The 13078-nt window shown below is 46.3% G+C and carries 14 protein-coding genes; 2 read left to right on the top strand and 12 right to left on the bottom strand.

Annotated elements, in window-relative coordinates; genetic code table 11:
- Positions 1–25: 25 nt before the first annotated feature.
- The 6 genes from ACH97_RS22265 to ACH97_RS22240 all read right to left on the bottom strand — a co-directional run bounded on the left by ACH97_RS22265 (position 26) and on the right by ACH97_RS22240 (position 6458).
- Positions 26–868, bottom strand: coding sequence for a PRD domain-containing protein (locus tag ACH97_RS22265; RefSeq protein ID WP_020450591.1), 843 nt, complete (start codon positions 866–868; stop codon positions 26–28).
- Positions 869–910: 42 nt separating this feature from the next.
- Entirely contained in the window at positions 911–2287 is a 1377-nt protein-coding gene (locus ACH97_RS22260) for a sucrose-specific PTS transporter subunit IIBC (protein ID WP_020450590.1), read from the bottom strand.
- A gap of 314 nt (positions 2288–2601) precedes the next feature.
- A complete protein-coding gene (locus ACH97_RS22255) occupies positions 2602–3342 on the bottom strand; it encodes a YfjL-like protein (protein ID WP_020450589.1) in 741 nt (246 codons plus the stop codon).
- Positions 3335–4540: an MFS transporter gene (locus ACH97_RS22250; protein ID WP_020450588.1), complete on the bottom strand. Its 1206-nt coding sequence runs from the start codon at positions 4538–4540 to the stop codon at positions 3335–3337. The genes ACH97_RS22255 and ACH97_RS22250 overlap by 8 nt, the downstream gene beginning before the upstream one ends.
- 103 nt (positions 4541–4643) lie before the next feature.
- A complete protein-coding gene (locus ACH97_RS22245) occupies positions 4644–4967 on the bottom strand; it encodes a YckD family protein (protein WP_020450587.1) in 324 nt (107 codons plus the stop codon).
- 297 nt (positions 4968–5264) lie between these two features.
- Positions 5265–6458, bottom strand: a complete 1194-nt coding sequence (locus ACH97_RS22240) for a macrolide family glycosyltransferase (protein WP_020450586.1) — start codon at positions 6456–6458, stop codon at positions 5265–5267.
- Between the two features lie 107 nt (positions 6459–6565).
- Between ACH97_RS22240 and ACH97_RS22235 the strand changes: the two genes are divergently transcribed.
- On the top strand, positions 6566–7141 hold the full coding sequence (locus ACH97_RS22235) for a TetR/AcrR family transcriptional regulator (protein ID WP_020450585.1): 576 nt from the start codon (positions 6566–6568) through the stop codon (positions 7139–7141).
- 29 nt (positions 7142–7170) lie between these two features.
- Here ACH97_RS22235 and ACH97_RS22230 read toward each other — a convergent pair whose 3' ends face one another.
- From ACH97_RS22230 to ACH97_RS22205, 6 genes are all read right to left on the bottom strand, one after another.
- Positions 7171–7896 carry a YfjL-like protein gene (locus ACH97_RS22230; RefSeq protein ID WP_020450584.1) on the bottom strand — a complete coding sequence of 242 codons (726 nt, stop codon included), beginning with the start codon at positions 7894–7896 and terminating at the stop codon, positions 7171–7173.
- A gap of 1 nt (position 7897) precedes the next feature.
- Positions 7898–8461, bottom strand: a complete 564-nt coding sequence (locus ACH97_RS22225) for a hypothetical protein (RefSeq protein WP_020450583.1) — start codon at positions 8459–8461, stop codon at positions 7898–7900.
- Positions 8451–8945 carry an RNA polymerase sigma factor gene (locus tag ACH97_RS22220; protein WP_020450582.1) on the bottom strand — a complete coding sequence of 165 codons (495 nt, stop codon included), beginning with the start codon at positions 8943–8945 and terminating at the stop codon, positions 8451–8453. The genes ACH97_RS22225 and ACH97_RS22220 overlap by 11 nt, the downstream gene beginning before the upstream one ends.
- A 216-nt stretch (positions 8946–9161) precedes the next feature.
- Positions 9162–9632, bottom strand: coding sequence for a DUF6884 domain-containing protein (locus tag ACH97_RS22215; protein WP_020450581.1), 471 nt, complete (start codon positions 9630–9632; stop codon positions 9162–9164).
- A 50-nt stretch (positions 9633–9682) separates the two neighbouring features.
- Positions 9683–11089 carry a 23S rRNA (uracil(1939)-C(5))-methyltransferase RlmD gene (gene rlmD, locus ACH97_RS22210; RefSeq protein ID WP_020450580.1) on the bottom strand — a complete coding sequence of 469 codons (1407 nt, stop codon included), beginning with the start codon at positions 11087–11089 and terminating at the stop codon, positions 9683–9685.
- A gap of 2 nt (positions 11090–11091) precedes the next feature.
- Positions 11092–11955, bottom strand: a complete 864-nt coding sequence (locus ACH97_RS22205) for a DNA-3-methyladenine glycosylase family protein (protein WP_020450579.1) — start codon at positions 11953–11955, stop codon at positions 11092–11094.
- A 134-nt stretch (positions 11956–12089) separates the two neighbouring features.
- Here ACH97_RS22205 and corA point away from each other — a divergent pair, with 134 nt between their 5' ends.
- Complete coding sequence (gene corA, locus ACH97_RS22200) at positions 12090–13052, top strand: magnesium/cobalt transporter CorA (protein WP_020450578.1); 963 nt, start codon at positions 12090–12092, stop codon at positions 13050–13052.
- Positions 13053–13078: the final 26 nt, after the last annotated feature.

The raw sequence follows: 13078 nt of genomic DNA, 5'->3' as shown, positions 1-13078 counted from the left end.
GTTTTGTCTTAAACACAGGCATTCTTTACACAACAGCAGACCGCTGATAAAATCTCTGAATATGCATGGTAATATAGCACAGCTCTTTTTCCGGAAATTCAAAGCCATACTCCCGCTTCACAAATGCCCCGATTTCTTCTGCGCACATAAACGCTTGTCCAAACTTCTTTTTAATGAGGCTGATCATTTCACCATCCATTTCGTAAAATGTCTCTCCCGATTCAATATGCTGAATGGCGAAACGGAGATGGTTGACAAGCCGCTCATACGAAATCGTCTCATCCTTTATTTTAATGTTGAGTTTATCTTCGATAATCTCGATAATATCCTTGATCATCGTTGTGAGATCGAGCGTTTTTGTCATATCTCCCGCGTTTGTTTTCGCTGTATGAATATGAAGCGCAATATTGGCGACTTCATCCTCCGGAATATCGATCTTCAGCTTATCTTTAATGAGGGCCTTTGCCCAGCGGCCGATTTGAAATTCTTTCGTATAGAGGACTTTAACTTCCTGAAGCAGCGGATTTTTAATGACCATTCCCTTGCTTAACCGTTCTATCGCGAATGATAAATGATCTGAAAAAGCGACATGGATTCGCTCATTGATTTTGATCCCGAGCTCTTTTTCCGCATGAGAAATAATGTCCTCCGCCACCTGAATATGATCTTCCGGCAACGTTTTTAAGATCTCCTCGAATTGGCGGTATTCTGTTGAATCTTTCATCACAAATATTTTTTCAATTTTAGATCTATCGACAATATCATTCTTCTTTTTTTGAAATGCGATTCCGGAACCTAATACGATCTTTTCCTCGCCGCCATCCTTGACGACGAGCGCATTGTTATTTAAGATTTTTTTTACTTTCATAGCTGCCTTCCTTTCATCCTGTTTTAATGAATGAAAACGGAATTATTCTTTTTCATCTTTAAAGCCAAGACACAAAGTCGCAATGAATGCTGAAATCACCGCAATCGCAAAAGCGATTAAATAATGAATGAGATTGGCGGTGCCAAGAGGGAGAATGATTGAAATCATCGGGATGCCGGACAATCCGTAAGAGTTTGCCGCAACGTGTGTGAAGACGGCGTATGCCCCTCCGATGGCGCCTCCGATCGATGCGCCGATAAACGGTCTCGCGAGCTTCAGATTGACGCCAAACATGACAGGTTCGACGATTCCCAAAAAAGCGGTGAGAGAAGCCGGAATCGCAATCTTTCTGATAGCGGCATTCTTTGTTTTCAAAAATACGGCGAGCCCCGCTCCTCCCTGCGCGACATTGGCCATCGACCATATTGGAAGCAGAAAATTGACCCCATATTCGGGATCTGCAAGCAGCGACGCTTCAATCACATAAAAACTATGGTGCAGGCCGCTCAAAACGAGTAAGGAGTAAAGCCCGCCAAATAAAAATCCGGCGCAGGCCCCCGCAAAATGATAAACAAACCCGAGACAGTCGCTTACGAAATGAGCGATGATCAGTGAGAGCGGCCCCATGATAAACAGCGCGGCAAATCCGGAAGCCATGACTGTAATAAACGGTGCGACAAGCAAATCTAAAGAACGGGGGACGATTCTTTTTAAGAATTTTTCGATTTTGCTCATTATGTAGACGGATAAGAGAATCGGTATGACCGTCCCCTGGTATCCGATCAAAGGGACTTCAAGACCGAATACTTCGACGGATTCCGGCTTTTGGCTGCCGAGCAATGAAGGATCGAGTAAATCGGGATGGGTCAGAATTCCGCCGATGACAGCGCCTAAAAACGGATTTGCTCCAAACTGTTTAGCCGCACTGAACCCGATCAGCACAGGCAAAATGACAAACGCTGAGCTTGAAAAAATATCGAGCATTTTCATCAGCGGGCCACCATAAGCGCCGAGGCTGAATTCTTTAAGCACACTGATGAGACCCATGAGCAATCCGCTCGCAACGATTGCCGGAATGATCGGCACAAAGATGTCTGACAGCGTTTTGGCAAATCGCGTCAATACGTTCATGTTTGGCGGCGCCTCCCGCCGGGCTTCTTCAAGAGGAGCCGGATCGCTGTATTGAATCATTTCCTTATAAATCTTATTGACTACACCTGTACCGAAAATGATCTGAAACAAACCGTATCTGAAAAAAGTCCCCTGCACAGACTCCATCTTTTCAATAGCAGCTATATCGATTTTTTCTTCATCTCTGACATTGAAGCGCAGCCTTGTCGTACAATGGCTGATGCTGATGATATTCTCCGCGCCTCCAATGAGGGGCAAGAGAACTCTTGCAATCTCTTTATGCAGCACCCGGATCTACCTCCTCCAATTTTTCTATCCTATCAAATCAACAGAAGACGATCAAAATGAAAAATGTGCCATCACATCCAAAGACCCCTGGCGAAAGGAATAAAAAAAGACCTAAAACATGCGAAAGCATCAGCCGATAGGCGCAAAAAAAGCACACTAAGGTCTGTAGTTCCTTTGGCACATTTTAGGTCTTGCCTGCCTTACCAGTAACAATCCCGTCAATATTTGTTCTTAATATGATTCTATTCGCTTCGGCCTTGGACATCAATAGTGCAAATCGCCTATATATCCCCCGTATAAAAAAAGAGAAGGCGTTAAAGCGTCTTCTCTACATCTTCAATGGCTATCGCACGGTCCTTTAAAACATGCACACTGTACTTCACATAGCCTGGCCGGTCTTCCCCGTCTAAGCCCATACTGTCAATCTCAATGTTTTCATAATGGTAGCCGCTCAATAACTTTTTCACCACTTTTGCCTGGTCATAGACCTGCCTCCGGCCGTCCCGGCCTGAATTCAAGGTAACTGTAACAGCGATCGGTTCTGTTTGCTTCAGTTTTTTCCAATTTGTATTGACATCATAGCTTCCTGATAGAGAAACTTGGACGTCAATTACGTTTTTCAGCTTTTTTTCAAGCTCTCTCTTGATCTCATTTGAGGCTTCTTTGCTTATTCTGGCTCTCGTCTTTTCCTGTCTGGCTTCTTTGATGCCATCGTTTGTGACAGCCGGGTGCAATCCGCCTTTCACGCTGAAAATGTACTCATCATTCCGCTCATCTGACACACGAAAAAGGTATTCAGCAAACTTGAAATTATAGGAGCTCCCTTTCATATTTAAGGTTTCACCGGCGTGTGCTTCCTGCAAGTATGCCGATAGCTTTTGTTCAGCCAGCGCGCGGCTGAACGGATTTCCGTAAAAGGCGTTATACACATAACAGCCTGTCACAAGAATCAACAACGAGAGACCAGTAATGATGGCTTTCTTTTTCAATTCAATCAACTCTTTCCAAATTCTCGCGTCCCGTCCATTATGAAGGAGAATTCGGACATTAGGCAAGCTCTTTCTGCTTCGTCTCCGTCCCCAAAAAGAAGATCACCGCGACAGCCGCAATAACGGCGACGCAGAAGATCAAAAAGATCATAGAAATCTCTGTTCCCCGGGCGACGAGATAGCCGACAAGAAGCGGGCCCAGGATGCCGCCGATTCGGCCAAAGCCGGCTGCCATTCCTGCGCCGGTCCCCCTGATTGATGTCGGGTATTGTTCAGGCGTATAAGCATAAAGCGCGCCCCAGGCACCAAGGTTGAAAAACGATAAAAACATACCTGACGCAAGCAGAAGCGCCAGCGATTCAGCCGATCCGAAGAAGTAGGCGCTGACAGCCGTCCCTAACAAGTAGACGGTAAGCACCATTTTCCGGCCGGCTTTTTCAATCAGCCATGCCGCGGAGAAATAGCCGGGCAGTTGAGCCAGCGTCATGATCAAGACGTACTCAAAGCTCTGGATCATGCTGAATCCTTTCATCACCATGACGCTCGGCAGCCAAAGAAACATGCCGTAGTAGGAAAAGACAACGCAAAACCAGACAATCCACAGCATGGCCGTAGGCCGGGCATATTTGGGGGACCAGACGTTTTTCACATTTTCCACGACGGTCGGCTTCCTTTCCTGCGCAAGCTTCTCATATTTCGGAGAATCCGGCAGGGCGATCCGCAAATATAAGGCGTAAATAGCCGGTATCGCGGTTATTAATAAAGCAACCTGCCAGCCGTAGGCCGGAATAATAAAATACGAAATGAGCGCTGCGGCCAGCCAGCCGAATGCCCAGAAACTTTCGAGCAGGACGACGACTCTTCCCCTCCGCTCCGGCGCAACCGTTTCGGATACGAGTGTAGATGCGACTGGAAGCTCTCCGCCAAGCCCCATACCGACGAAAAAGCGCAGGACTAAAAATGCCCACAATGTCGTCGTCAAAGCGGATAACCCGCTGCCGATCGAGAAAAACAGCAGCGTAATCATAAAAACGTATTTTCTTCCGACACGGTCAGCCAAAAGGCCAAAGACAAACGCCCCGACTGCCATGCCGATTGAGTTGACGCTGCCGATCCAGCTCATCTCCTGCGGCGTCAACTTCCATTCCACGTGCAAAGCGGCGATAATAAACGATAATATGCCAACGTCCATAGCATCAAAAAGCCAGCCGAGACCGGCGATGCCAAGCAGTCTGCGCTCTGAAACAGGACGGTTCTTCTTCATACTCACTACACCTCTTTACTCTCTTAGCAGTTTACATGAGTATTAGTTTACACCTGTCTTTACACTTTTGTCACGAAGAAAATGAGGCGCCGTCTATTTCAGTTTAATGAATATGATGCTTGTGAAACTTTTCTTCTTGGTGCTTCAACTTTGGCAGAAACCCGTTTTCCCGCTCTTTTTCATAGCGCTTCTCAATATGAGATTTAATTTCTTTACCCCTCTCCTGATCAAGGATTCCGTACTCCACATACTTATTGATCAGCTGTTTTTTCTTTTCCACAATGTCCTTTTGCAAAGAAGCCAGTTCATTTTTTTGCTTGTCGGTCAACTCTTGATAAACGCGTGTTTCCCCGTAGGCAGAAGATATGACAGCCGTACATGACAGCGGTATGACGAGAAGCAGGCAAACGCACAGTTTGCGCATCATGCAACATCCTTTCTGATCTATGATTCATTCTATTTTTATCTGTTTTGCGGAGTTTATGCATAAAAAAAAGCCGCTTGGTAAAGCGGCTTCAGATTGTTGACAAAATCCCAAAACGACTTTTAGTTTTGGGATTTTGTCATCCTTTCAGCGTGATTGAAAACCCTTGCAGTCTAGGAAGGCCGAGCATCGGAGCACAGCGAATGTTGGAATTCGTGAGCACCGACGCGCAGGCCTGACAACGAATGCGAGGGTTTGTCGACACGCTGAAGCCGCTTGGTAAAGCGGCTGGGCTTTCTATTAAGGCTGCAGCGATTTCCGCGCCGTATATTCATCAATGCGCGCCAATGCGTCTATCATGTCCATGCAGTTGCTGAAGCTTTCATCAATTTTTTGAATGCCTTCCTGATACTTTCCGTCAGTAAGTACTTGTTCTGCTGCATCCCTCAATCTTTCAGCATTGACCTCTTCTGTAAACAGCGGATATCCAGCATTCAGTTCTTTCAGGCGCTGGGCGATCATCGGCTGATCTTTATCATGCGGAAGCACGACCATCGGGACACGGTAATGAATGCCTTCATTGACGCTGTTCATGCCGCCGTGGGTGATGAACACATCGGCTTCTTTAAGCACCTCTAATTGCGGCACATACGGTGCAATGATAAAATGATCCGGCACTTCTTTTATATCCGCGTAGTTCGACTTTTCGCCGGCGGCGATGACAACCTTGCCGTCGAAATCACGGAATGCATCGATGCACATATTGAAAAAATCCTCAGTTTTACCAAGTACGGTTCCCATTGAAATATAAATGACTTTCTCATTCTTTAACGATTCTATCGGAAAATCGGTCTTGTCCAGGCGCTTCGGAAAACGCGGACCGATAAACAGCACATCATCCCCAAAACGGTCGCTTTCAGGCTGAAAATACCGGCTTGTATACACAACCGTCAACTCCGCCTGATTGCTCATAAACTGTCCTGTATGCCTAGGTGAGACGCCGTACTTTTCTTTCAGTTCACTAAGCATGTCTTCACATTCTTTGTCCAAGTGCAGCTCCGCGCCTGAATCCGGATGCAGCGGCAGAATCTTCATATGTTCTTGTCCGAAGAGAAATGAAGCCGACGAAGCGATTCCCGGAATGTTCAAATAATCCCTGACCAATTCACCTGCACCGAATGTGTCATAATACACGGCATCGAACGAAATGCTTTTGGACAGCTCTTTTACAATGTCTAAAATATACAGCGAGGTTTTGAGATGAATTTTTAAAAATTCAAGAAGGCCGGACGGTGAATTCGGATCAATATGCGCGTTTCTTACCAGATCTTTGTATAAATGGACGGTAGCCCCGACGCCCTCCAGCCTGTCTTTATACTTTTCTGTTGAAAGATAGTGCACATTGTCGCCTCTGTCAGCAAATGCTTTGGTGATCCCTAATGTAGGATTGACATGCCCTTCCGCCGGAAAATTGACGATTAAAATATTTTTCATGATTAAAACTCCTTTTTATCCTTTTTGAAACGGGTTGACATCAATTCAGCGCCTGATTAGACTGGTGTTAGTTACTACTAACTATCATAAAATGGGGGTATACACCTTTGCAAGAGACGAACGAACGGATCATATCTGCTGCTTTAGACTTAATGCAAAAATACGGTTTCAAGTCGGTGACGGTAAAGGATATCGCGCTCCATTCAGGCGTCAGCGAGATGACGGTCTATCGCCACTTCAACACAAAGCTCGGACTTTTGGAAGCGGCCGTTCAGCAATTTTCTTATATACCAGCCTTTCAGCGCGTATTTGAAAATGATATCACTTGGAACCTGGAGAATGACTTAACATTGATTGCAGAATCGTATTTGCTTCATATGGAAAAAAACAAGCCCCTCTACCTTATCGCTGTTCAAGACGGCGGAAGGATGACTGATCTTTTCGGTTCTCTGTTAAAGCATATGGAAGAACTCCTTCGTTATTTAACAGACTACTTTCAAACGATGCAGGACAAAAGCCTGATGAAAAAGGGAGATGCGGATTCACAGGCCTTCGCTTTTCTGTCATCTTTATACGGATACTTCTCTTCTGGCGTATTGGCTGACGGCCGGTTTCAAAAAGTCGCTAAAGACACTTATATTAAACAGATAACCGCCGCTTTCTGCGGCGGTTTGCACATCTGATCTAACCTTTCAGACTGAAGGATGGATCGCTACTCATTTAGCTCCTCAACATCCTTCAGCCTGGTATCCGTATTTTTTTCAAAGAAGGTGCTGTATTTGACATAGCCGGTCTCGTCGTCTTTGATATCTTCCCCCTCAAAAATGTTGGCATTAATCGTCACGCTTTCATAGTCGTACCTTTCTTCATTCAACAGGCGCTGAATCTTTTGCGCCGTTTTGTATACGTCTTTTCGGTCGGCATTTGCGGCATCAAGTAAAATATGAATCTCCATCGGCCGCTCTAAGCGGAGGCTTTTCTCCCATTTTGCGTCCTCTTTCAGCTTTCCTTTTAATACTTCCACATGCACGTCAACGTCTTTCAGATGGTTTATGCTTTTCGATAAAAACGTTTTGATTTCTTTTCCGGCTTCTTCTCCAAGCCGCTCCATCAGCGGTTCGTTGAGGTTCTCTTCATAGATACCGTCCGTGTGTACTTCTGGTTGAACAAACCCTCTCAAAGAAAACAGATAGGGATCTTTGCGCTTTTGATCACCGGTATCCGTGACTTCAAATACATATTCGGAGAACTTGAAATTATAAAGCCCGCTGTCGATCCGCAAGTCTTTTTCAGGATAGCGGTCAGTCAAATAATGCTCAAGCGCCGTTTGAGACAGCTTCTTGCTTACGGGATTTCCGTTGAAGGCGTTATATGCGGCAAGCACAAAAGAAACGAGCAGCACGATCAATACGCTATACAAGATTTTCTTTTTCATCATATCAACTACTTTCTTTCAGCTTTAAGAACAGCCATCCGATCATCATCCCGGCCGCGGCGAAAAAACAGTGAATAACAGCAAGCATGAAAGCGCCAAAGACAGAATACAGCAGGTGCTCCACAACCCCTGTACCGTCGGCTGCATCCCAGCTGGCCAGAATATCCCCCATCCCCCAAATGAAAATCGGCGCAAAGGAGAGGAGAATCACAAGTTTCATATCCCGGTAAAACAAGTACACCGCAAGCCCAAGCACGGCGTACCACAAAATAAAGCCGAAGCTCTCATTTAACAGGGATGTGTGAATCGCGAGAAAAAACGAAATGGCTGTAAACATCAATTGGTACAAGGAGAGCTTCCGATTGATTTTTTTAAACATTTGACTTTCATGAACAGTCGATTCGATATGTTCCTTCGGAAGCTCGGCCTCCGTCATCTTCAAAAGCTTTTGAAGCTCTTCATCGTTTTCGGCCGCTTCCTCAATCCATTCAGCCGACTCTTTGCTTAACAGCCCCTCATGGTATAAAGGAAGCAAATCTTTGAATACACTGCGTTCCTTATCCTTCATCATAGCCCTCCATTTCTTGCTGTAGCTTGAGCTTTGCTCTGTGAAACCCGACCCTGGCATAGTTTTCGGTTTTGCCTGTGAGCATGCCGATTTCTTTAAATGATAATTCTCCGTAGATACGGAGGGTGACAATTTCCTTTGAAACCTCATCAAGCCGGTTGATTTCCTCGAGAAGCCGCCGCTCTTTCTCGGTTTTCAGAAGGTGTTCTTCAGGAGATAAGCAAGCCGCTTCCTCATGCTGAAATATCGTGTTTGTCCCGGCTTTTGAGGCTCCTGAACGAAAGTGTTTTTTCAACACATTTTTAGCAATCGCAAACACCCATGTTTTGATTGTCGACTTTCCCGAAAATGTATGATAGCCTTTCACAGCCTGATAAAATACTTCCTGTGTTAAATCTTCCGCTGTTTCTTTATGAAATGTCTTAACGTAGAAAAAGGCATAAACGGAAGGCTGAATACTCTTGTAGACTTCCTCAAGCTTCATAAAGCCCCTCCCCGGCTGGGCTGCCGCTATTTTTCCATTCACTTATTAGTACCGCTGAACCTCTTTTTGTTACAAAAAATTGCATAAAAAAAGAGGCAAAAATGAATATTTCATTTTGCCTCCAGATATCCCAGCCGCCAAACAAATGCCTTCCAGATCATGCCCTGCCCTTATTTAGGCAAACCCGCCAGCGATTTTAAAAAACTCACTTTCTCTTCAGTTGTTTTCAGGTTCACTAAGCTCCCGGCCTTCATCGACAGCCCGCTTCAGCGCCTGCAGCATATAGCCGATTCCCCGATAGCCCGCCAGCGGGTAAGTGATCTGCTGGCGGCTGCCAAACACGTTCCTCAAAACAGGCCTGTATTTTTTCCCGCCGAGCATAACGATTTCGTCATAATCCATCAAGTTTTTCCGTTCACCTTGCGCCTTCAGCTCATCATCCGCCATAATCTCCGGGTGGTCCATCCCGAATGTGACATCATAGTTTTCAGGAACGATATCTTCCGGTTTTAAAAAACCGTGTTTTGCTGAAAGAATCACCCAATCCGCAAAAAACGTCTGCGCATATGCGCGGCACGCCCGATGAAACGGACTCAGATAGACATCCTTTGCGGCGGACGGGCCGATGCCCGGATCGACATCCCAGATTTTCTTCGCCCCGCACGGGATGATGCAGAGTCTTTTCATCATATGACCCCCCTTTTGGTTCCGCTAAAAAACGCCTTTAAAAAGGCGTTTTATTTCAGCTTCAGCGATACGACCGATTCGACGTGCGCCGTCTGCGGAAACATATCGACAGGCTGAATGTATTCGACATGGTAATCCTTCGCTAAGTACTGCAAATCTTTCGCAAGTGTTGACGGATTGCATGAGACATAAACGAACCGCTTCGGCTTAACCTGCCTGATCGTATCAAGGAAGGTGCGGTCACAGCCTGTTCTTGGCGGATCGACGATGACGACGTCAGGCCTGAAGCCTTCTTTAGTCCATTTCGGCAGCCAGTGCTCCGCCGTTCCTGTGACATAACGCGCATTTTCAATTCCGTGCTTTTTGGCGTTTTGGTTGGCGTCATCGATCGATTCTTTGATAACGTCCATGCCGCGGATTTCTTTTGCTCCGTCGGCGATCCACATTCCGATTGTGCCGACGCCGCAGTAGGCGTCGACGACTTTTTCGCGCCCGCTCAGTTTCGCCGCTTTTTTCACTTCGTCATACAGCTTGACCGTCTGGATCGGATTAAGCTGAAAAAAAGCGCGTGCGCTCAGCTCAAACGTAACCTCGCCGAGAAATTCCTGAATGACCATATTGCCGGCTAGGAGCCTTGTATCATCGCCGAAGATAACCGATGTCTTGGCTTTGTTGACGTTTTGAATTACGGATGTCACTTCAGGCAGACGCTTTTTGATTTCTTCTGCAATGAGCTCCTTGCGCGGCAGGTCTTCTTTTGACGTGACAATGACAACTTGCACTTCCCCCGTCTCAAAGCCGACCCTCGTCACGATCGTGCGGACGTCGCCCGTTCGCTTCCGTTCGTTGTAGACGGAAATGCCGAAGTCTTCAAGAATCTGCTTGACGGTTTGTGTCGTTTTGTTCGTCGCCGGATGCTGAACGATGCATTCCGTAATCGGGACAAGCCGGTGTGAGTCAAGGCCGTACAGCCCTGCTACCATCTTTCCATTTTTCGAAAGCCCGAGTTGAAACTGGCTTTTATTCCGGTAGTGCCACGGGTTTTCCATGCCGATCGTCGGCCTGATGTCCATTTTGCCGATGTCAAAACGGGTGTGCCGTTCGAGCGATTGAATGACGATGTCCCGTTTTCCTTTCAGCTGCTCTTCATAAGCCAGATGCTGGAGCTGGCAGCCCCCGCATTGCTCATAGATGATGCAGGGCGGCTTGACGCGGTGCTCTGAACGCTTGCGCACCTTTTTGACCCGCCCTTCGGAAAATTTCAGATGAACCTTTGTCGCCTCGACGACGACTTCTTCACCCGGCAGTGCGCCGGGGACGAAGACGACTTTTTTCTTGAAGTAGCCGACGCCTTCGCCATTGATGCCGAGGCGCTTGATCGTCAGCGGAAATTGCTGTCCGACTTTTAATTCTGCTGATGATCCTTTTTTGTCACGTTTCACTGATGTTCTCTCCATTTCTACTCAATGCTCCTCCATAAATACAAGGAAGCATAGCTTAAATAAGGGTGCCATTCTTTGCTCATTTCAACCATTTGTTCTTTTGTCGGTTTATCGTTTAAGCCAAAATGGCGTTTGATGGCATTTTGGATGCCGATATCGGCGGCCGGAAACAGATTGGGACGGCCGAGTCCGAACAGCAGAACGTTTTGGACGGTCCACGGGCCGATGCCTCTTATTTTCACCAGCTTTTCCATAATATCTTCATCTGATAATTGATCAAGCTCATCAAGATTTAAACGGCCGTCTGCGATCATTCTTGATGTATCGATGACGTATTCAGCCTTCCGCATGCTGAACTGAAGTTCGCGCAAGTCGTTATAGTCGAGCTGTGCAATCGTTTCGGGAAGCGGATAAAACCAGACCCCGTCCTTTTGCTCTCCATAAGTGTGAACGAACCGCTCTGTGAGCGTATAAGCAAAAGACAGATTAAGCTGCTGGTGGATCATGCATTTCATCAAGCAATGATACAAATGAAAATCGAGCACCAGCGGCGTTCCGGCATGCTCTGCGAAAATTGATGACAAGCTTGATTGTGAAAAGTGATCCAGTACAGGCTGAAGATTTTCCTCCCATCTGAAGATCCGTTTCACTTCTTTCATCATGGCGTCTCGATCGTCTGTACCGCTGACGGCAAACGCCGGGGCTTCGACAGTTCCCGTCGCCTGCACAGCGACAATCCGGGGCTCTTTGTTTTGATTGCGGAGCGGCAGCTTGACCTCCCTTTTGTCGAGGTTGACCGCATTGAGCGGATCAAGCGAAAGCCTGTCCAAGACGCGGTCAAAATGATACGGCGGTGATACGCTTACAGTTTCCTTCCACATCGCTTCCCATCCCTTTTTCTTCTTTGTCCACAGTATACCATGTTTCAAATTCTCTTAAAAAAGAACAACATTTTATTTTTTCACCGAATGAATCACAGGGCATCGCAGCATCCTATGGAAGCGGAGGGGTGCCGATGATTAAACATTTTGCGATGACAAAGGACGGAAAACTTTTATCTACCGACATCAAAGCAGAAAGGCTGACAGATCAAGATATTGAGTGGTACTGGACGGACTTCGATCAGCCTTCGGATGAAGAAGTCTCTTTACTCAAAAGCCATTTTCACTTTCACCCTTTAGCAGTTGAGGACTGCGTTCATCATTTGCAGCGTCCGAAGCTTGATCAATACGAAGAATATCTTTTTTTCGTCATACACGCGTTGAATCAAAGGACGCTGGCGTCTGAAGAAGTTGACTTATTCGTTGGAAAAGATTTTATCATCACATTTCACTTTCATCGTTCAGACGGTATTGAAAAAGTAAGAAGACAGCTTTCGGAAAACAGCGAGTTGTGGAAAAAAGGACCGAGCCATATCGCCTATATGGTCATGGATCAGCTTGTTGACGAATATTTCCCGATTCTTTACAAAATAGAAGACCGCCTCAATGAAATTGCTGAAAGCGACAGCAGAAAAACGTATGGAACGCTGATGAATGAAGTGTTTGATATCCGGAGCGACCTTCTAAAGCTTAGGAAAACAATCATTCCGATGCGGGATTTGCTTTACCGGATTTTAAACATTGAAATCTCAAAAGAAAACCGCGAACGAAAAGCGTATTACAGCGACATTTACGACCACCTCTTGAAGCTGACCGAAATCGTCGAAAACAACCGCGACATGACCGCCGATTTAAGGGACAGCTACCAGACGCTCAACTCCAACCGGATGAACGCCATTATGATGACGCTGACGATCGTCTCAACGATTTTTATTCCGCTCACCTTCATTGCCGGAGTGTACGGCATGAACTTTGACAACATGCCTGAACTGCATTGGCGCTACGGCTATTTTTTCATCCTCGTCATGATGGGAGCCGTTGTCGCCGGCATGATCTTCTGGTTCCGGCATAAAGGATGGTTTGACATTTTCAAGTAAAACCGGAAACCTTTTTCCTCTCTGTT

It is taken from the genome of Bacillus paralicheniformis (assembly GCF_001042485.2).
Taxonomy (GTDB): Bacteria; Bacillota; Bacilli; order Bacillales; family Bacillaceae; genus Bacillus; species Bacillus paralicheniformis.
This window is presented reverse-complemented; position numbering and strand designations above follow the sequence as displayed.